The following is an 18,125-nucleotide window of genomic DNA, read 5'->3' on the forward strand; positions in this document are numbered from 1 at the left end:
TTAGGTTCACTCCGACTCTCATCGCACGGGCAGCCATGCCGCAGCCCGCCCGAAAACAGGAACTTGCCATGGCAATGGATGCCCGCGACATCGAAAAACTGATCAAGGAGGGCATCCCGGATGCCAGGGTGACCATCCGTGACCTTGCCGGCGACGGCGATCACTATGCGGCCGAAGTCGTGGCCGAGAGCTTTCGCGGAAAAAGCCGCGTGCAGCAGCACCAGATGGTCTATGACGCGCTGAAGGGCAATATGGGCGGCGTGCTGCACGCGCTGGCGCTGCAGACCAGCGTGCCGGACTAGGGGCTTCCAACGCCAAAGTCGCTTGGCCCAAAACGCCGCATCTTTTGCGCCATTCAGGCCACCACGCGGCTAAAGTCTTGTTTCGGGCAACCTATGGGTTTATCTGATGGAAAAGCTTCGAGCCTGACTCCCACAGGCGGGAAAGGATATTCCATGAGCGGCATCAACGACTACATTGACAACGAGGTGAAGGGCAACGACGTCGTGCTTTTCATGAAGGGCACGCCCGGTTTCCCGCAATGCGGATTTTCCGGCCAGGTTGTCCAGATCCTCGACTATATCGGCGCCGACTACAAAGGCGTGAACGTGCTGGATTCGGCCGAGCTGCGCCAGGGCATCAAGGAATACTCCAACTGGCCGACGATCCCTCAGCTCTACGTCAAGGGCGAATTCGTCGGTGGCTGCGACATCGTGCGCGAAATGTTCCAGGCGGGCGAGTTGCAGACATTCCTTGTCGAGAAGGGCGTGAGCGTCAAAGGCGCCGCCTGATTTCGGTTGGGCATGTCGCCGTCGACATGCCCTGAGCACCGGGGCAGCCCCGCCTCGGCAATTTTGCGTCCGGGACCCGGACCAGGACGAGCCAATGCGCCGGGCCACCGGCGCGTTTTCGTTTGAGAGATCGGACTTGCCGTGGACCAGCAGACGTCAGCACCGCAATCGGCAAGCAAATTGCCCATTCCGCGCTGGGAGTTCATCGCGCTGTGCGCAGCGCTGATGGCGCTCAATTCGTTGGCCATCGACATCATGCTGCCGGCGCTGCAGCAGATCGGCGCCTCGCTTGGCGTCGAGAACGAAAACCACCGGCAATATGTCATCACCGCCTATATTCTGGGTTTTGGCGGCGGACAGCTGTTTTTCGGACCGCTCTCGGACCGATTCGGGCGCCGTGCGCCGCTTGTCGCCGGCCTGATCATTTATGTGGCGGCGGCCGCCGCGGCCGCCATATCGCCAAGCTTTGAAACGCTTCTACTTTGCCGGGCCGTGCAAGGCATCGGTGCGGCCGCGACCCGCGTCATCGCCGTCTCGATCGTGCGCGACACGTTCGATGGCCGGCGCATGGCCGAGGTGATGTCGCTGATCTTCATGGTGTTCATGGCGATCCCGGTGATTGCTCCCGGCATCGGCCAGTTCATCATGCTGTTCGCGACCTGGCATTTGATCTTCGTCACCATGGCCGTCGGCGCGCTTGTCGTCTCGGCCTGGTCGCTGCTGCGCCTGCCCGAGACGCTACATCCGGAATATCGCCGGCCATTGACCGTCAATGCCATTGTCGGCGGGTTCCGCATCGTGCTGACCAACCGCGTCGCGATCTGCTATGCCTTCGCCAGTACGTTCATCTTCGGCGCCATGTTCGGCTTCATCGCCTCGGCGCAGCAGATTTATGTCGACATATTCAATGTCGGCGAATTGTTTCCGGTCATCTTTGCCGGCGTTGCCGGCGTGCTCGCCTTCTCCAACTATCTGAACTCGCGTCTTGTCGGCCGCATCGGCATGCGCCGCCTGTCGCAGAGCGCGCTGCTGTTGTTTCTGGTCATCAGCCTGGCCTGGCTGGTCGTTTCGCTGGAAATGAAGATGCCGCTCTGGCTGTTCGTCACCTTCTTTGCCTGCGCCATGCTCCCTTTCGGTGCGCTCGGCGCGAATTTCAATGCCTTGGCTATGGAGCCGCTTGGTCAGCTGGCCGGCACGGCCTCGTCCATCCTGGGCTTCATGCAGACGTTTCTCGGCGGCATTCTCGGCACGCTGATCGGCCAGGCTTTCAACGGCACGGTGACGCCATTGGCCGCCGGCTTCTGCAGCGTCTCGGTCGCAGCCCTGCTGATGATCTTCATCGCCGAACGCGGCAAGATGTTCCAGCCGCAGAATCAACCCGTCTCGGGGCACATTGCCGATCTGCATTGAATTGTCGCCTTTGCGGCGCTCGGCTGGGTAATCGAATTGGCAGCCGGCTATTGCGCCCAGAGTTCGCTGCGCAACTCGCGCCAGCTTTCCCGGTCGGGTGCGACAAGCAGGCCGCCGCCGACATGCGACGGTAGGTAGGCACTGGCGTCGAAACGCGCGGCGTGGCCGCCGGCCTCGGCATGAATCAGGACACCGGGCAGATGGTCCCACGGCATCAGCTTGTTGTAGACGACGAAATGGGCATGGCCGCTGGCCAGCAGGCGATATTCATGCGCGGCGCAGCGATAGGCGAATTGCGACAGGATTTTCGTCTGGTTGCGCGCCAGCCGCGACCGCTCTGGTTCGGCCATGTACTGCCAGGAGACGGAGCCGGTCATTCCCGAGATCGGCACGGGCGCCGCGACACGCACTTTTTCCAGGTTGCCATGCGCGTGCCTGATATGGCTGCCGGCGCCCCTGGCGCCGATCAGCCAGTCCTTGCCGACCGGATCGTGGATGATGCCTGCGACGGTCTCACCCCGGACCACGACACCCAGCATGACGCCGAACAACGGCACGCCGGAAGCGAAATTGAAAGTGCCGTCCACCGGATCGATGGTGAAAGCCAGATCGGCATCGCCAAGACCGTCGAGCAGCGCCGGATTGTCGGAACAGGCTTCCTCGCCGACAATCATGGCCGTTGGGTAGCGCTCACGCAGCTTGGCGGTGATCAGCCGCTCGGCACTGACGTCGGCTTCCGTCACCAGGTCGGCGGCCGACGTCTTCTGGCGGACGTCGCCGCCGCCCAACCGGCGAAAGCGCGGCATGATTTCGGCTTCGGCTGCTTCGGCCAGGGTGCTGGCCAGCCAGTCGATCGCGGTATCGTCAAATGTCATCGGAAATGTCTTGCCTGCTGGAGAGCGTTTCATCGAGTGCGGCGAAATCGAACAGTTTCCTGTCGAGCAGATGCGACGGCCTGGTGTTGGACAACGCACGCAGCATCGTGTCCTTGCGCCCGGGCATGCGCTTTTCGATATCGTCGAGCATGGCCTTCATGGCGTTGCGCTGGAGACCTTCCTGGCTGCCGCAGAGATCGCAAGGGATGATCGGGAACCGCATCGCCGCGGCGAGCTTTTCCAGATCGATTTCGGCGCAATAGCTCAGCGGCCGCAGCACCATGACGTCGCCCTCGTCGTTGAGCAGCTTTGGCGGCATGGCGGCGAGACGGCCGCCGTGGAACAGGTTCATGAAGAAGGTTTCGAGAATGTCCTCGCGATGATGGCCGAGCACCAGCGCCGAGCACCCCTCCTCTCGGGCTACGCGATAGAGATGACCACGCCGCAGGCGTGAACAGAGCGAGCAATAGGTGCTGCCCTGCGGCAGCTTGTCGGTGACGACGGAGTAGGTGTCCTGGTATTCGATGCGGTGTGCAATGCCGTGGGCATTGAGGTAATCGGGCAGGATGTGCTTGGGAAAGTTCGGCTGGCCCTGGTCGAGATTGCAGGCCAGCAGCTCCACCGGCAGCAGGCCGCGCCATTTGAGGTCCAGCAGCATGGCAAGCAGGCCGTAGGAATCCTTGCCGCCCGACAGGGCCACCAGCCAGCGCTCGCCTGGCCTGACCATCGAAAAATCCTCGATCGCCTGGCGGGTCAGCCGCAGCAGCCGCTTGCGCAATTTGTTGAACTCGACCGAAGACGGCACATCGGCGAACAGCGGGTGAAAACCGCCTTCGATGTCGGCGGCCTGCTCAAGCGATTGAGCGTCTGGCAGCATGTTCATGGCGTCGGTTCCAAATCCTGGAGCAACGAACGTTCGGAGCTTCGTTGCCGCCCGGATTAGCGGACATGGCCGACAAAGAAAAGGCCGCCTCGATGGGCGGCCCCTTCCGGTCTCGCAAAAAGCCTTCGCTTAACGCGAATAGAATTCGACGACGAGGTTCGGTTCCATCTGGACGGCGAACGGAACGTCCGCCAGGCCCGGGATGCGCGAGAAGGTCGCGGTCATCTTGTTGTGATCGGCTTCGATGTAGTCCGGCACGTCGCGCTCGGCGAGGCCGACCGATTCCAGGACGATCACCAGCTGCTTCGACTTTTCACGCACTTCGACGACGTCGCCCGGCTTGCAGCGGTACGAGCCGATGTTGACGCGCTTGCCGTTGACGTTGACATGGCCGTGGTTGACGAACTGGCGGGCGGCGAAAATGGTCGGAACGAACTTGGCGCGATAGACGACCGCGTCCAGACGCGACTCGAGCAGGCCGATCAGGTTCTCCGAGGTGTCGCCCTTGCGGCGATCGGCCTCTTCATAGACCTTGCGGAACTGCTTTTCCGAAACGTCGCCATAGTGGCCTTTCAGCTTCTGCTTGGCGCGCAGCTGCAGGCCGAAATCGGAAAGCTTGCCCTTGCGGCGCTGGCCGTGCTGGCCGGGGCCGTATTCACGCTTGTTGACCGGGGACTTCGGGCGGCCCCAGATGTTTTCGCCGAGACGGCGGTCGATCTTGTACTTCGCGGATTCGCGCTTGCTCATCGCATTCCCTTTCAAAACAACATAACCCGGAGCCTCATGGTCCGGGTGAAGGAAACGCGCCCTCCTCTGGCCTCCGTTTTCGAGACCTGACAGGGTTTTTCCACGCAACGCGGCGAAAAACCCACGGGACACGTCAGTTCAAACAAGACCTTGGAAAACAGACTGGTTTCCGTCGAGGTCTTGCGCATGCAAAACAAACCACCGGGCGTTGCGGCCCGGTGTTGGGAGCGCTGTTAAACAGAGATTTAACCGCTGTCAAGGTTCCAACTGGCGCCGCCCCGCGACCATCTACGATTTTCAGTGTTGTTGTTCAATGCGGTGTCGCATCCGGCGGGAGGTTGTCGCGCCCGCGGTATTAGAACAATTCCCGGAAAGCGCTAGCGGTTTCTACCCGGGATTGTGTAAAAAACCGGAGCGGGGCGGCGATTCCCCGAAGCTGAACCGCTCCAGGAAGGGACTTGAGCAGAGGAGCCTGAATTCGGATGAAGAAGTTCTTTCTAAGCCTGACTGGTGCGACGGTGTTGGCCGGATCGATGGCCGTCATCACGCCTGAGCCGGCGATGGCAAGGCATTGGCAAGGCCACCGGCCTCATCAGGTATGCCGGATTGTGGTCAGGAAGCGCGTCGTCTGGAGCCATGGTCACCGCCATGTCATTCGCCAAAAAGTGCGACGTTGCCACTGGCGCTAACAGCTGCCACTGGCGCTAACAGCCGCCACTGGCGCTGATTACGTCGGCCATTGACCCGACAATAACATCAAGGCCTGCGACCCCGTCGCCGGCCTATTTCTTGCCATTGGACGAACCCTTCAAGAAGGTCGTTGCCAAATAGCGCTTCCCTCAGTGCTTCTTTTTCTCCGGCAGATCCTTGCGCTTGGTTTCGGCGAATTCCTCGAGCTGCTTTTCGCTCATGGATTCGTACATCCCTTTGGAAGCGCCTTTGAGCTCGCTCTTCTTGGTCTCGCCGCGCTTGGCCGACAATGCGGCGCCGGCGGCCTTCTGCTGGGCTTTCGAGGTGGCAGGCATGGTTTTTCTCCCTTCATTGCCTGGGAGAAAACGAAACGGCCTCGCCAATGTTCCGGAAATCAGGCGACCGCCAGTCCAAAGCCCTGCATCAAACGGCTGGTGGCAAAATCCGCCTTGCCGGACGTGAAGACCGCGATGTCCGGCTCACCATGCGGCAACGGCCCATTGACCGGCGACAGCAGCGACATCGCCCGCCGGGCGATCGCTTCGGCAGGATCGATCCAGTCGACCGGCCAGGGTGCGGTCTTGCGCATGCGGTTGACCAGAAAAGGATAGTGCGTACAGGCGAGCACGGCGATGTCGGTGCGCATGCCATCGCGCTCGATGAAACACGGGGAGATCTCGGCGCGCACGGCTTCCTCGTCGACGAACCCTTCGCGCATATAGGCTTCGGCCAGCCCCGCCAGGCGGTCGCTACCGACCAGCCGGACATGGCACTTCTGCGCCCATTTGCTGATCAGGTCGCGCGTGTATTGCCGTTTCACCGTGCCCGGCGTCGCCAGCACGGAGACGAGGCCGGAGCGGGTACGCTCCGCCGCCGGCTTGATCGCAGGCACGGTGCCGACAAAGGGATGGCCGGGAAATCTCTCGCGCAACGCATCGATCACCAGCGTCGAGGCGGTGTTGCAGGCGATGACCGAGATGGCCGGGGCGAACCGGTCGAGCAATTTGCCGAACAGGTCGAGAATATGGACCCGCAGCGCCGGTTCCTCCCAGGCGCCAAAGGGGAAGGCGGCATCGTCGGCGATGTAGACGAAGCGGCGGTCGGGCATCAGCACGCGCGCCTCGCGCAGCACAGTCAGCCCGCCAATGCCGGAATCGAACATCAGGATCGGCTGATCAGTCATTGTCGGTTCCCTTGCCGCCGAGCGGCGGCGCGGCGTTGTCGTCGTCATCGGCCACCTGACGATCCGCATTGGTCTTGCGGCCGGGACCGCCGGCGCGCGCCGCTGCCGGAAGCCGCCTTGGATCATCTCCCGGAGAGCCGTCGCCGCGCGGCATCGCCGGCGAGAACCTGTCCAGCGACGAGATGATGCCGCGCAGCACCTTGAGCTCCGGCTCGGCAAATCCCGCCCGGGTCAATACGGCGCGCAGATTGTCAACCATCTTCGGCTTCTTCGGCGCCGGCCGGAAATAGCCGCGCGCTTCGAGTGCGCCTTCGAGATAGGCGAACAGGCCGTGCAGTTCTTCCTTGCTGGCCGGCTTCATGTCCGGACCCGTAAAGTTGGTCTTGGTCTCGTCCTCGAGGCCGGATTTCATCCACTCGTAGGACATGAGAAGCGCGGCCTGGGCGATGTTGAGCGAGGAAAAATCGGGATCGACCGGAAAAGTGACGATCTCGTCGGCGAGGCCAACCTCGTCATTATAGAGGCCGAAACGCTCGCGGCCGAACAGGATGCCGGTTCGCTGACCCATGCCATGGCGAGCCCGGAGCACCCTGCCCGCCTCGACCGGCCCGCGCACGGGCTTGAAGCCGTCGCGTTGCCTTGCGGTGGTCGCGAAAACGAAATTCAGGTCGGCCATCGCCGTGGCGAGATCGTCGAAAACCTTGACGGCGTCGATGACATGGTCGGCGCGGCTGGCCGCCGCCCGCGCCTTCTCGTTCGGCCAGCCGTCGCGCGGGTTGACGAGGCGAAGTTCGACCAGGCCGAAATTGGCCATGGCGCGCGCAACCATGCCGATATTCTCGCCGAGCTGCGGCTCCACGAGGATGATGGCGGGGCTGGCGACTGAAGCGGTATCGGAATCTTTGGTGACGGGCATGATTGTCAATGAACTGCTGTTTGCGGCATTTCAGCGTCCCCTGCCATATTCGGCCGCGAAAATGAACCATTCGCAAATGGCGGGGCGATCGCTTCGCTTTCGTGACCGATCGTCGTTTGCGCGGCCAAAAACGCTTTGATATAGGGGCGCATCCCCGGCCGAACGCCACGCGGGCAAGGCCGTCCCATTTCCCAGCAACGAGGCATTCTTTCCATGGCGAAGATCAAGGTGGCGAACCCGGTCGTCGAACTCGACGGCGACGAGATGACCCGCATCATCTGGCAGTTCATCAAGGACAAGCTGATCCACCCTTATCTCGACCTCAAGCTTGAATATTACGACCTCGGCATCGAGCATCGCGACGCCACCAACGACCAGGTGACCGTCGATTCGGCCAACGCCATCAAAAAATACGGCGTCGGCGTGAAATGCGCGACCATCACGCCCGACGAGCAGCGCGTCGAGGAATTCAAGCTGAAGAAGATGTGGAAATCGCCGAACGGCACCATTCGCAACATCCTCGGCGGCACCATCTTCCGCGAGCCGATCATCATGAAGAACGTGCCGCGGCTGGTGCCCGGCTGGACCAAGCCGATCATCGTCGGCCGCCACGCCTATGGCGACCAGTACCGCGCCACCGATTTCCGTTTTCCCGGCAAGGGCAAGCTGACGATCAAGTTCGTCGGCGAGGATGGCCAGGTGATCGAGCACGACGTGTTCGACGCGCCCGGCGCCGGCGTCGCCATGGCCATGTACAATCTCGACGAGTCGATCCGCGAATTCGCCCGCGCTTCGCTGAACTACGGCCTGCTGCGCAACTACCCGGTCTATCTCTCGACCAAGAACACCATCCTCAAGGCCTATGACGGCCGCTTCAAGGATATTTTCCAGGAGGTCTACGAGGCTGAGTTCGAGGCCGAGTTCAAGTCCAAGAAGCTGTGGTACGAGCACCGCCTGATTGACGACATGGTGGCCTCCAGCCTGAAATGGTCGGGCGGCTATGTCTGGGCCTGCAAGAACTATGACGGCGACGTACAGTCCGACACGGTGGCGCAGGGGTTCGGCTCGCTTGGCCTGATGACGTCGGTGCTGATGACGCCGGACGGCAAGACGGTGGAAGCGGAAGCCGCGCACGGCACCGTGACGCGCCACTATCGCCAGCACCAGAAGGGCGAGGAAACCTCGACCAATTCGATCGCCTCGATCTTCGCCTGGACCCGAGGGCTGGCCCACCGCGCCAAGCTCGACGACAATGCCGAATTGAAGCGTTTTGCCGAAACGCTGGAAAAGGTCTGCATCCAGACGGTCGAATCCGGCTTCATGACCAAGGACCTGTCGCTGCTGATCGGCCCCGACCAGCCTTGGCTGTCGACCACCGGATTTCTCGACAAGATCGACGAGAATTTGCAGAAGGCGATGGCGTAGGCACCCGCGGGTTCAACACGCCGAAGGCTCCGGAAGGAGCCTTCGCTTTTTTGGGCCAACGAAATCGAAAGCAAAGGACTGGCAACATGGCCAAACCGGTCCTCTACGGCGCGGACTACAGCGTTTACGTGCGCATAGCGCGCATGGCGCTGGAGGAGAAGGGCGTCGACTATGAGCTTGTGCCGGTCGATGTCTTTGCCGCCGAGGGCATCCCCGGCTGGTATTTCGAGCACCACCCGTTCGGCCGCATCCCGGCCTTCGAGCATGACGGTTTTCGCCTGTTCGAGGCCAGCGCGATCACGCGCTATGTCGATGAAGCTTTCGACGGACCGCCCTTGCAGCCGAACGATCCGCGCGGCCGCGCGCGGATGAACCAGATCATCGGCATGCTCGACGCTTATGGCTATCGGGCCATGGTCTGGGACGTCGCCGTGGAGCGGCTGGAGAAGGCGTCGCCTGACGAAGCGCTGATTGTCAGCGGATTACGACAAGCAGGAGCGGTCCTTCAGGTGCTCTCATCATTGAGATCCCCGGGGCCGTGGTTGCTCGGCAATCAACTGACGCTCGCCGACCTGCATGCGGCACCGATCATCGGCTATTTCGTCAGGGTGGCGGAAGGGCGCAAACTGCTGGCTCGCTTTGCCGACATACAGGACTGGTGGGATTGTATTGCTAAACAGACAAGCTTTGCCAGGACTGAAAAGGCCAGCTGATCTGCGACAGCGCAGCACAGCGACATTCGATTCAGGTCAATGATTTCGCGGACAACCGATCATTGATGTCAGCGTCGCCCCTCATGAGCGGGCGGCGCGAACCTCGAAGGGAAGCAACCGGCCTGGAGCGTTGCCTGCCAATTCTGCAATGAATCACGCCGCCTCCAGCGCCGCCCTCACCGCAGCAATCGCGTCGTCGGCCTTCGAGGCATCGGGGCCACCGGCCTGCGCCATGTCGGGCCGGCCGCCGCCGCCCTGCCCGCCGAGTACCGCGGAGGCGACGCGCACCAGGTCGACGGCGCTGAAGCGGCCGACGAGATCATCGGTGACAGCGACCACGACGCTCGCCTTGTTGTCCTCGCCCGCACCGACAAACACGACCACGCCGGAGCCGAGCGAGCTTTTGCCGGCATCGGCGAGCGGCTTCAGATCCTTCGGCGAGACACCGGAAACCGACTTGCCGAGGAAGCCGACGCCCGCGACGGTCTCGTTGGCGGCCGGCGCGTCAGCGGGCGACCCGCCGCCCAGCGCCAGCTTCTTGCGCGCTTCGGTGAGCTCCTTCTCGAGCTTCTTGCGCTCTTCGAGCAGGGCTTCAACACGCGCCGGCACGTCGGCCGGCGAGATTTTCAGTGTTGCGGCGGCCGCCTTCAGCCGCCGGTCCTGTTCATCGAGATGCTTGCGCGCGGCCTCGCCCGTCAGCGCCTCGATACGGCGCACGCCTGAGGCGACGGCGCTGTCGGACACGACGCGCACCAGGCCGATGTCACCGGTTGCCCTGACATGCGTGCCGCCGCAAAGCTCGACCGAATAGGGGCGATTGGCCTTGGCGCCATGTAGGCCCGTGCCCATAGACACGACGCGCACCTCATCGCCGTATTTCTCGCCGAACAGCGCCATGGCGCCTTCGGCAATGGCATCGTCGACCGACATCAGGCGCGTGATCACCGGGCTGTTCTGCACCACGATCTCATTGGCCATGCGCTCGACCTCCTCGAGTTCCGAGGGCGAGATGGGCTTGTTGTGCGAGATGTCGAAGCGCAGGCGCTCGGGCGCGACCAGCGAGCCCTTCTGTGCCACATGGGTGCCCAGCACCTCGCGCAGCGCCTCATGGATCAGATGCGTCGCGGAATGGTTCGCGCGCAGCCTGGAGCGCCTCGCATGGTCAACCTTCAGCTCGACGGCGGCACCCGTCCTGGCAGTGCCGCTGACCACCTTGCCGAGATGCACGAACAGCCCGTCGGCCTTCTTCTGCGTATCGGAAATCTCGATCGAGAAGCCTTCGCCTGAAATGGTTCCGGTGTCGCCCATCTGGCCGCCGGATTCGGCATAGAACGGCGTCTGGTTGACGACCACGGCTACCGCTTCGCCCTTGCCGGCGCTGTCGACGGTCTTGCCGTCGCGGACAACCGCCTGGATGATGCCTTCCGCCTGCTCGGTCTCGTAGCCGAGGAATTCGGTGGCACCGGCTTTTTCGCGCACCGGGAACCAGACCGCTTCCGTCGCCGCCTCGCCGGAACCTGCCCAGTGCTTACGCGCCTCGGCCTTCTGCTGCTCCATCGCATTGGTGAAGCCGGCAAGATCGACCGAGATGTTGCGCTGGCGCAGCGCATCCTGCGTCAGGTCGAGCGGGAAGCCATAGGTGTCGTAAAGCTTGAAGGCCGTCTCGCCGTCCAGCATGTCGCCGGCGCCGAGCTTTTCCGTCGCCTCCGACAGCAAACCGAGGCCACGCACCAGTGTCTTGCGGAACCTGGTCTCCTCAAGCTTCAGCGTCTCGGTGATCAGCTGTTCGCCGCGCACCAGTTCCGGATAGGCCTGACCCATCTCGCGAACCAGCGCCGGCACCAGCTTCCACACCAGCGGCTCGTTCGCACCGAGCAGCTGTGCATGGCGCATGGCGCGGCGCATGATGCGGCGCAGCACATAGCCGCGGCCTTCATTCGATGGCAGCACGCCGTCTGCGACCAGGAACGACGACGAGCGCAGGTGATCGGCTATGACGCGATAGGATGCGACGGTCTCGGCGTCGGGACCGCGACCGAGCGCGGACGACGCCGCATCGATCAAGTGCCGAAACAGATCGGTCTCAAAGACGCTTTCCACGCCTTGCAGGATGGAGGCCATGCGCTCCAGGCCCATGCCGGTGTCGATCGACGGGCGCGGCAGGTCGATCCGCTCGTCCTTCGTCACCTGCTCGTACTGCATGAACACCAGGTTCCAGAATTCCAGGAACCGGTCGCCATCCTCCTCCGGGGTGCCGGGCGGGCCGCCCCAGATGTGCTCGCCACGGTCGATGAAGATTTCCGAGCATGGCCCGCATGGCCCGGTGTCGCCCATCGCCCAGAAATTGTCGGAGGTCGGGATGCGGATGATGCGATCATCGGAAAAGCCGGCGATCTTCTTCCAGAAGCCGGCCGCCTCGTCGTCGGTGTGGTAGACGGTGACGAGCAGCTTGTCCTTCTTAAGCCCGAACTCCCTGGTAATGAGGTTCCAGGCTAACTCGATGGCGCGCTCCTTGAAATAGTCGCCGAAGGAGAAATTGCCGAGCATCTCGAAGAAGGTCAGGTGGCGCGCGGTGTAGCCGACATTGTCGAGGTCGTTGTGCTTGCCGCCGGCGCGAACGCTTTTCTGGGCGGTCGTGGCACGCGAATAGGGCCGCTTCTCCAGGCCGGTGAAGACGTTCTTGAACTGCACCATGCCGGCATTGGTGAACATCAGCGTCGGATCGTTGCGCGGCACAAGCGGGCTCGACGCCACGACCTCGTGACCCTCCTTGCGGAAATAGTCGAGAAATGTCGACCGGATCTCGTTCACGCCACTCATGAATGCTGCCTTTTCGAGAGAGCCGCCGGCCGGACCGGCGGAAAATGGGCTCTGCTTTAGAAGATGGAGCTGGCCTTTTAGCCGCCGCTTGGCACCCTGTCCAGAAACACGCAAGCTGGCCAATTCGCGGTTCGCCAGCCGCTCAAAACGCAAACCGCCGGCACGGGGCCGGCGGTTCGAAACGCAATACTACAGAACTCGATTACATAAGCTCAAATTGATGAACCGGGATTATGGCCGAACTCGGGCCGCAAACCGAACGCTAGATCGCGCCAGCGAACGCTAGATCGTGCCGACGAGCGCTTACATCGCGCCGGCTTCATCCTCGAAGCCATCATCGCCACCTTCGGAGCCGCCATTCTCGAGGAATTTTTCGGCGATCAGTCCGGCGTTCTGCCTGAGCGCAAGTTCGATCTCGCGCGCCGTATCGGGATTGTCGCGCAGGAACAGCTTCGCGTTCTCGCGGCCCTGGCCGAGACGCTGCGAATTGTAGGAGAACCAGGCGCCCGATTTCTCGACCACGCCCGCCTTGACGCCGAGATCGACCAGCTCGCCGGTCTTCGACACGCCTTCGCCGTACATGATGTCGAACTCGACCACCTTGAAGGGCGGCGCCAGCTTGTTCTTGACCACCTTGACGCGGGTCTGGTTGCCGACGACCTCGTCGCGGTCCTTGACCGAGCCGATGCGGCGGATATCGAGACGCACCGAGGCGTAGAATTTCAGCGCATTGCCGCCGGTGGTGGTTTCGGGCGAGCCGAACATGACGCCGATCTTCATGCGGATCTGGTTGATGAAGATGACCATGGTGTTGGAGCGCGAGATCGAGGCGGTCAGCTTGCGCAGCGCCTGGCTCATCAGGCGGGCCTGCAGGCCGGGCAGCGAATCGCCCATCTCGCCCTCGATTTCGGCGCGCGGCGTCAGCGCCGCGACCGAATCGACCACCAGCACATCGATGGCGCCGGAGCGCACCAGCGTATCGCAGATCTCAAGCGCCTGCTCGCCAGTGTCAGGCTGCGAGATCAGGAGGTTTTCGAGATCGACGCCGAGCTTGCGGGCATAGACCGGATCGAGCGCATGCTCGGCATCGACGAAGGCGCAGATGCCGCCCTTCTTCTGGGCTTCCGCCACCGTGTGCAGCGCCAGCGTCGTCTTACCCGAGCTTTCCGGCCCGTAGATCTCGATGATGCGGCCGCGCGGCAGGCCGCCGACGCCAAGCGCGATGTCGAGGCCGAGCGAGCCGGTTGGCACGGTTTCGATCTCGACGACCTGCTCGTTCGCGCCGAGCCGCATGATCGAGCCCTTGCCGAAAGCCCGCTCGATTTGCGACAGCGCCGCATCCAGAGCCTTTGATTTGTCCACTGCCTTATCCTCTACAAGCCGCAAGCTGTTCTGAGCCATGATACATCACCCCGTAGTCGTCAATGAAGGCCGGACAATCCGTAATCCTTGGTTATTTGTACCTTTTTTGTTCTCATTTGGCAAGAGGGATCAAGCATCTGAAAAATAAGCAACATCCTGATTTGTTCTTTTTTTGTCTCACGATTCGGCTCCAACATGGTCCGAATATTGGGCCAGGCTGGTTCGCCGTGCCGATCTCACGAATCGCTGGTTGTTGCCTGCGAAGCTCCGTCGCACAGCATGGCGCTTGTGCGTGACCGCCAACAAAGGTCATATCGGCGCATGGTGAGATCTCCAAGAGTCCTGGCGGTGGGCGGCGCCCATATCGACAGGCGCGGCCAGGTGTCCGGCGCTTACGTGCCGGCTGCCTCCAACCCGGGCACGATGCGCGAGGACGTTGGCGGCGGCGTCTTCAACGCATTGCGCAGCACGGTGCGGCGAGGCGTCTCGGGCTCGTTGCTGTCGGTGCGCGGCGGTGATGCCGCCGCCGACACGGTTTCGCGCGCCATCGCCGAAGCAGGCATTGCCGACCTGTCCGCGGTGTTCCTCGACCGCACGACGCCGAGCTATACGGCGCTGATCGACCGCGAGGGCGAACTGCTCGTCGGCTTTGCCGACATGGCGCTTTATGAACTGGCATTTGCAAAGCAGATCCGCCGCTCCAGGGTGAGGGAGGAGATCGCCGCCGCAGATGCCGTCCTGTGCGACGCCAATCTGCCATCGGCGGCTCTGGAGCGGCTGGTGTCGCTTGCCGCCGGCAAGCCCGTGTTCGCCATTGCCATTTCACCGGCCAAGGTCGTGCGCTTGACTCCGGTGCTCGGCGGCCTGGCCGTCGCCTTCATGAACAGGCGCGAGGCGGTGGCGCTTGCCGGACTTGACGATGCCGCCTCTCAAAAAACTATCCTCGACGGGCTGAGAAGCGCCGGCCTCGACAGCGCGGTGGTCACGGCGGGCGGCGGCCCGGTGCTGGGCTTCGACCGCGACGGCAGCTTTGCCGTCGTCCCGCCCCCTCCAAGAAAGGTCGTGGACGTCACCGGCGCCGGCGATGCGCTTGCCGGCGCGACGGTCGCCGCCCTACTGCGCGGCATGCCCTTGCGCGCGGCGTTGCGCGAGGGCGTCGCCGCCGCGACGCTGGCTATTGAAAGCGCGAGCGCCGTTCCCGATTTCACCACGGCGACTTTCGCGCAAGCGCTGGCTCTTGTGCCCGAAGAGCAGAAAATGGCATGAGACCGGCATCCGAAAGGATGCGCCGCACTTCGGATTGGAGATCCAGATGACCCCAGACACCGCCCGCGCCTTCATCGATGTCCACGCGCCGGTGGCGCAAGCCTTGGCCGCCGGGAAGCCCGTGGTGGCGCTGGAAAGCACCATCATAACCCACGGCATGCCCTACCCCGACAATGGCGCCATGGCGGCCGACGTGGAAAGGATCATTGCGGACGGCGGCGCGGTGCCGGCGACGATCGCCGTGGTGGCGGGCCGCATCAAGATCGGCCTCTCCGACGGAGAACGCGAATCGCTCGCCATGACCGGCGACGCCATGAAGCTCTCGCGCGCAGATCTCGGCTTCGCCGTCGCGCAAGGGCGCACCGGCGGCACCACGGTTGCCGCCACAATGATCGCCGCGCATATGGTTGGGATAAAGGTGTTCGCCACCGGCGGCATCGGCGGCGTGCACAAGGGCGCCGAAAAAAGCTTCGACATTTCCGCCGACCTCGATGAGCTGGCGCGCACGCCCGTCATCGTCGTCTCGGCTGGGGCCAAGGCCATCCTCGACATCGAAAAGACGCTGGAGGTGCTGGAGACCCGCGGCGTGCCCGTGATCGGCCATGGCTGCGAGACCATGCCGGCCTTCTGGTCGCGGCAGTCGCCGTTCCGCGCGCCGCTGACCTTGCACGCGCCGGAAGAGATCGCGCATTTTTACAAGACGCGACAGGCGCTGGGCCTGAGCGGCGGCATGCTGATCGCCAATCCGGTGCCGGAGGATCACGAAATCCCGGCCGGCGAGATGGCCGGCTACATCGAGGCCGCCCAGAAGGCCGCCGAGGCGCTCAACGTTACCGGCAAGGCGGTGACGCCGTTCCTGCTCTCCAAAATCCTCGAACTCACCGGCGGCCGGAGCCTGAAGACCAACATCGCGCTGGTCGAAAACAATGCTCGGCTGGCAGCGCGAATTGCCGGGGCGCTGTAGGACGCCGGAAATACGAGCGGCGGCACCACGGCTACTCGCGACCACCGAGTTCCGTCACGCCCTCCTCTGTCCTGCTGGACGTCTCCGAAAAAGTCTGCACTGCCTCATCGCCCCGAGGTCCTAGCGTTATTTTCCCGCCCGCCGCCCCGCCTCATAGGCCCGCCGCGCCCAGACCGCTATCTCGTCGGGGTCGTCGAAGGCACTATCGGGAATGCTCCAATAGGGCATCGCCACCAGCTTGCCGTGCCGGGACCCGGTGTAGGTCCACTGCGTGCAGCCGGCGGCCTCGAAATCGGGCGCGCTTTGCTCGTCCGCTTTCAGCATCAATTCGCCGCGCAGCACGATGGCGACGATGACGCCGTCGGCATAGATGCCCTTGCCGCCGAACAGTTTCCGGATGCTGACCGGGCCCAGGCTCTGGAAGAGTTCTTCTATGCGTTCATTGTCCATGCGCGGATCATGTCACCGCGATTCGGCCTTGTCATCGGCGCAACCAAAACCATGCTGACAGATTGAAAGGGGATCGATCGGAGTTCCCGCCATGCCTGTCCTGCTCAAGGGGTCCTGCCGCTGCAATGCCGTTCGTTTCGAGGTGGAAAGCCACACGCCCGTGCCGTTCATGCTGTGCTACTGCTCGATCTGCCGCAAGCAGCAGGGCGGCGGCGGTTTTGCCATCAATCTCGGCGCCAACTACGAGACGATGACCATCCGCGGCAAGAGGAGCCTCGGCGTCTATCGGGCCGAGATCGAGGACGACGAACATCCGCATTGCGAGATCTCGACCGGAGAGCGCAATTTCTGCCGCAAATGCGGATCGGCGCTGTGGCTCTACGACCCGACCTGGCCGGAACTCGTCCATCCCTTCGCCTCGGCGATCGACAGCGACCTGCCGAAACCGCCGAGCAAGGTGCATCTGATGCTGAAATACAAGGCCAACTGGGTCGAGCCCGATGTCGGGCCGAGCGACAAGGTGTTCGACGTCTATCCCGAGGAATCGATCGCCGACTGGCATAAGCGGACCGGGACGTGGGTGGAGTGAGTGTCTTCGCTGCGTTCTAAGGGAGGTGAGGAGTGGTCTGCGCAGCAGGCGGGAAGCCAATTGCGCGGCTTTTCGAATGACGAACGCCGGCAGCGGGGCTATCGCTGCCCCTCATCCGACCCTGGGGGACACCTTCTCCCCGTAAACGGGACGAAGGAAGGTCAGGCGGAGGCGCGTGCTTCTGCCAGCGCCTTGAGGTCGGCCGGCTTCAGTTCGACGGATTCGCCGCAGCCGCAGGCCGAGCTCTGGTTCGGGTTGCGGAAGGTGAAGCCGGTGCGCAGCGTCGTCTGCTCGAAATCCATCTCGGTGCCGAACAGGAAAAGTGCTGCTTCCGGCGCGACATAGACATGGGCGCCGTCGCGCTCGATGTGGTCGTCCTTGGTATTGGGTTCGGTCACCAGGTCAACCGTGTATTCCATGCCGGCGCAACCGCCCTTCTTGATGCCGAGGCGAATGCCATGCGCATTTTCACGCGTGGCAACGATCTCGCGCACCCGGTCGGCGGCCTTTTCGGTCATCGTGATGACGGCAAAGCGTCCCATCTTTTTCCTTCTCCATTCCATGCAGGTTCAAGGCCTGCCGAATGATTCCTCACCTAAAATGGTGAAGTTTTACCACTGGCGCAAGTGTGCCGGACTCGACGTCAGTACCAGCCCACCGCCACCTGCGCCTCTTCCGACATGCGATCGGGCGACCAGGGCGGGTCGAATGTCATGTTGACCTCGACGCCCGACACGCCTTCGACGGCGCCGACGGCGTTCTCAACCCAGCCCGGCATCTCGCCGGCCACCGGGCAGCCGGGCGCGGTCAGCGTCATGTCGATCTTGACTGAGCGGTCGTCCTCGATGTCGATCTTGTAGACGAGGCCAAGCTCGTAAATATCGGCCGGGATTTCCGGGTCGTAGACCGTCTTCAGCGCCGAAACGATGTCGTCGGTCAGCCGCGCCAGTTCGTCGGCGGGAATGGCGGACGCGGAAACCACCGCATTGGCGGCCGCGTCGGGAACAGCATCGGTGGCTGTGCTGGCATCTTCCATTATCG

At 63.0% G+C, this 18,125-nt stretch carries 20 protein-coding genes; 9 read left to right on the forward strand and 11 right to left on the reverse strand.

Features of this window, described 5'->3' with window-relative positions; translation table 11 throughout:
* Positions 1-68: 68 nt before the first annotated feature.
* From FJ946_RS24320 to FJ946_RS24330, 3 genes are all read left to right on the forward strand, one after another.
* A complete protein-coding gene (locus FJ946_RS24320; RefSeq protein WP_140493839.1) occupies positions 69-302 on the forward strand; it encodes a BolA family transcriptional regulator in 234 nt (77 codons plus the stop codon).
* 153 nt (positions 303-455) lie between these two features.
* Positions 456-791 (forward strand): Grx4 family monothiol glutaredoxin, encoded by a 336-nt coding sequence (gene grxD, locus FJ946_RS24325; protein ID WP_013532137.1) that lies wholly within the window; start codon positions 456-458, stop codon positions 789-791.
* 141 nt (positions 792-932) lie between these two features.
* Positions 933-2,201: a multidrug effflux MFS transporter gene (locus FJ946_RS24330; RefSeq protein ID WP_140493841.1), complete on the forward strand. Its 1,269-nt coding sequence runs from the start codon at positions 933-935 to the stop codon at positions 2,199-2,201.
* 47 nt (positions 2,202-2,248) lie between these two features.
* Here the strand turns inward: FJ946_RS24330 and FJ946_RS24335 are convergent, their stop codons facing one another.
* The 3 genes from FJ946_RS24335 to rpsD all read right to left on the reverse strand — a co-directional run bounded on the left by FJ946_RS24335 (position 2,249) and on the right by rpsD (position 4,706).
* Positions 2,249-3,076: an inositol monophosphatase family protein gene (locus FJ946_RS24335; RefSeq protein ID WP_140522050.1), complete on the reverse strand. Its 828-nt coding sequence runs from the start codon at positions 3,074-3,076 to the stop codon at positions 2,249-2,251.
* On the reverse strand, positions 3,066-3,959 hold the full coding sequence (gene ttcA, locus FJ946_RS24340; RefSeq protein WP_140493845.1) for a tRNA 2-thiocytidine(32) synthetase TtcA: 894 nt from the start codon (positions 3,957-3,959) through the stop codon (positions 3,066-3,068). Before ttcA ends, FJ946_RS24335 begins: the two co-directional genes overlap by 11 nt.
* Positions 3,960-4,088: 129 nt before the next feature.
* Positions 4,089-4,706: a 30S ribosomal protein S4 gene (gene rpsD / locus FJ946_RS24345; protein ID WP_140493847.1), complete on the reverse strand. Its 618-nt coding sequence runs from the start codon at positions 4,704-4,706 to the stop codon at positions 4,089-4,091.
* A gap of 482 nt (positions 4,707-5,188) precedes the next feature.
* Between rpsD and FJ946_RS24350 the strand changes: the two genes are divergently transcribed.
* The gene (locus tag FJ946_RS24350) at positions 5,189-5,395 is read left to right on the forward strand and encodes a hypothetical protein (RefSeq protein WP_140522046.1); all 207 of its coding nucleotides are present in this window, start codon (positions 5,189-5,191) and stop codon (positions 5,393-5,395) included.
* A 150-nt stretch (positions 5,396-5,545) separates the two neighbouring features.
* Here FJ946_RS24350 and FJ946_RS24355 read toward each other — a convergent pair whose 3' ends face one another.
* From FJ946_RS24355 to FJ946_RS24365, 3 genes are read right to left on the reverse strand one after another with little or no spacing between them, the layout of a single operon-like run.
* On the reverse strand, positions 5,546-5,731 hold the full coding sequence (locus FJ946_RS24355; protein WP_140493851.1) for a DUF3008 family protein: 186 nt from the start codon (positions 5,729-5,731) through the stop codon (positions 5,546-5,548).
* A gap of 59 nt (positions 5,732-5,790) precedes the next feature.
* Positions 5,791-6,579: a glutamate racemase gene (gene murI, locus FJ946_RS24360; RefSeq protein WP_140493853.1), complete on the reverse strand. Its 789-nt coding sequence runs from the start codon at positions 6,577-6,579 to the stop codon at positions 5,791-5,793.
* A complete protein-coding gene (locus FJ946_RS24365; RefSeq protein ID WP_140493855.1) occupies positions 6,572-7,495 on the reverse strand; it encodes an RNA methyltransferase in 924 nt (307 codons plus the stop codon). The genes murI and FJ946_RS24365 overlap by 8 nt, the downstream gene beginning before the upstream one ends.
* A gap of 213 nt (positions 7,496-7,708) precedes the next feature.
* Here FJ946_RS24365 and FJ946_RS24370 point away from each other — a divergent pair, with 213 nt between their 5' ends.
* Positions 7,709-8,920, forward strand: a complete 1,212-nt coding sequence (locus FJ946_RS24370) for an NADP-dependent isocitrate dehydrogenase (RefSeq protein WP_140493857.1) — start codon at positions 7,709-7,711, stop codon at positions 8,918-8,920.
* A gap of 86 nt (positions 8,921-9,006) precedes the next feature.
* Positions 9,007-9,633 (forward strand): glutathione S-transferase N-terminal domain-containing protein, encoded by a 627-nt coding sequence (locus FJ946_RS24375; protein WP_140564703.1) that lies wholly within the window; start codon positions 9,007-9,009, stop codon positions 9,631-9,633.
* Between the two features lie 153 nt (positions 9,634-9,786).
* Here the strand turns inward: FJ946_RS24375 and alaS are convergent, their stop codons facing one another.
* On the reverse strand, positions 9,787-12,453 hold the full coding sequence (gene alaS, locus FJ946_RS24380; protein WP_140564705.1) for an alanine--tRNA ligase: 2,667 nt from the start codon (positions 12,451-12,453) through the stop codon (positions 9,787-9,789).
* A gap of 303 nt (positions 12,454-12,756) precedes the next feature.
* Positions 12,757-13,854, reverse strand: a complete 1,098-nt coding sequence (recA, locus tag FJ946_RS24385) for a recombinase RecA (RefSeq protein ID WP_010909075.1) — start codon at positions 13,852-13,854, stop codon at positions 12,757-12,759.
* Between the two features lie 282 nt (positions 13,855-14,136).
* Between recA and FJ946_RS24390 the strand changes: the two genes are divergently transcribed.
* Complete coding sequence (locus tag FJ946_RS24390; RefSeq protein ID WP_140518330.1) at positions 14,137-15,081, forward strand: carbohydrate kinase family protein; 945 nt, start codon at positions 14,137-14,139, stop codon at positions 15,079-15,081.
* Positions 15,082-15,127: 46 nt separating this feature from the next.
* Positions 15,128-16,045 carry a pseudouridine-5'-phosphate glycosidase gene (locus FJ946_RS24395; RefSeq protein WP_140518331.1) on the forward strand — a complete coding sequence of 306 codons (918 nt, stop codon included), beginning with the start codon at positions 15,128-15,130 and terminating at the stop codon, positions 16,043-16,045.
* Between the two features lie 126 nt (positions 16,046-16,171).
* Here the strand turns inward: FJ946_RS24395 and FJ946_RS24400 are convergent, their stop codons facing one another.
* Positions 16,172-16,495 (reverse strand): TfoX/Sxy family protein, encoded by a 324-nt coding sequence (locus FJ946_RS24400; RefSeq protein WP_140560978.1) that lies wholly within the window; start codon positions 16,493-16,495, stop codon positions 16,172-16,174.
* A 91-nt stretch (positions 16,496-16,586) separates the two neighbouring features.
* On the opposite strand from FJ946_RS24400, the gene FJ946_RS24405 reads away from it, so the two are divergent.
* The gene (locus FJ946_RS24405) at positions 16,587-17,084 is read left to right on the forward strand and encodes a GFA family protein (protein ID WP_140493869.1); all 498 of its coding nucleotides are present in this window, start codon (positions 16,587-16,589) and stop codon (positions 17,082-17,084) included.
* Between the two features lie 161 nt (positions 17,085-17,245).
* Here the strand turns inward: FJ946_RS24405 and sufA are convergent, their stop codons facing one another.
* Positions 17,246-17,626: a Fe-S cluster assembly scaffold SufA gene (sufA, locus tag FJ946_RS24410; RefSeq protein WP_006206001.1), complete on the reverse strand. Its 381-nt coding sequence runs from the start codon at positions 17,624-17,626 to the stop codon at positions 17,246-17,248.
* Positions 17,627-17,727: 101 nt separating this feature from the next.
* Entirely contained in the window at positions 17,728-18,120 is a 393-nt protein-coding gene (locus FJ946_RS24415) for an SUF system Fe-S cluster assembly protein (RefSeq protein WP_140493873.1), read from the reverse strand.
* Positions 18,121-18,125: the final 5 nt, after the last annotated feature.

Source organism: Mesorhizobium sp. B2-4-7 (assembly GCF_006442685.1).
Lineage (GTDB): Bacteria > Pseudomonadota > Alphaproteobacteria > Rhizobiales > Rhizobiaceae > Mesorhizobium.

Coding starts and splice junctions, on each gene's coding strand:
- FJ946_RS24355 (WP_140493851.1), bottom strand. CDS start 5,731: ATGCCTGCCACCTCGAAAGCCCAGCAGAAGGCCGCCGGCGCCGCATTG.
- ttcA (WP_140493845.1), bottom strand. CDS start 3,959: ATGAACATGCTGCCAGACGCTCAATCGCTTGAGCAGGCCGCCGACATC.
- FJ946_RS24405 (WP_140493869.1), top strand. CDS start 16,587: ATGCCTGTCCTGCTCAAGGGGTCCTGCCGCTGCAATGCCGTTCGTTTC.
- FJ946_RS24350 (WP_140522046.1), top strand. CDS start 5,189: ATGAAGAAGTTCTTTCTAAGCCTGACTGGTGCGACGGTGTTGGCCGGA.
- rpsD (WP_140493847.1), bottom strand. CDS start 4,706: ATGAGCAAGCGCGAATCCGCGAAGTACAAGATCGACCGCCGTCTCGGC.
- FJ946_RS24335 (WP_140522050.1), bottom strand. CDS start 3,076: ATGACATTTGACGATACCGCGATCGACTGGCTGGCCAGCACCCTGGCC.
- recA (WP_010909075.1), bottom strand. CDS start 13,854: ATGGCTCAGAACAGCTTGCGGCTTGTAGAGGATAAGGCAGTGGACAAA.
- FJ946_RS24390 (WP_140518330.1), top strand. CDS start 14,137: ATGGTGAGATCTCCAAGAGTCCTGGCGGTGGGCGGCGCCCATATCGAC.
- FJ946_RS24365 (WP_140493855.1), bottom strand. CDS start 7,495: ATGCCCGTCACCAAAGATTCCGATACCGCTTCAGTCGCCAGCCCCGCC.
- FJ946_RS24370 (WP_140493857.1), top strand. CDS start 7,709: ATGGCGAAGATCAAGGTGGCGAACCCGGTCGTCGAACTCGACGGCGAC.
- FJ946_RS24400 (WP_140560978.1), bottom strand. CDS start 16,495: ATGGACAATGAACGCATAGAAGAACTCTTCCAGAGCCTGGGCCCGGTC.
- FJ946_RS24415 (WP_140493873.1), bottom strand. CDS start 18,120: ATGGAAGATGCCAGCACAGCCACCGATGCTGTTCCCGACGCGGCCGCC.
- murI (WP_140493853.1), bottom strand. CDS start 6,579: ATGACTGATCAGCCGATCCTGATGTTCGATTCCGGCATTGGCGGGCTG.
- grxD (WP_013532137.1), top strand. CDS start 456: ATGAGCGGCATCAACGACTACATTGACAACGAGGTGAAGGGCAACGAC.
- alaS (WP_140564705.1), bottom strand. CDS start 12,453: ATGAGTGGCGTGAACGAGATCCGGTCGACATTTCTCGACTATTTCCGC.
- FJ946_RS24395 (WP_140518331.1), top strand. CDS start 15,128: ATGACCCCAGACACCGCCCGCGCCTTCATCGATGTCCACGCGCCGGTG.
- FJ946_RS24375 (WP_140564703.1), top strand. CDS start 9,007: ATGGCCAAACCGGTCCTCTACGGCGCGGACTACAGCGTTTACGTGCGC.
- sufA (WP_006206001.1), bottom strand. CDS start 17,626: ATGGGACGCTTTGCCGTCATCACGATGACCGAAAAGGCCGCCGACCGG.
- FJ946_RS24320 (WP_140493839.1), top strand. CDS start 69: ATGGCAATGGATGCCCGCGACATCGAAAAACTGATCAAGGAGGGCATC.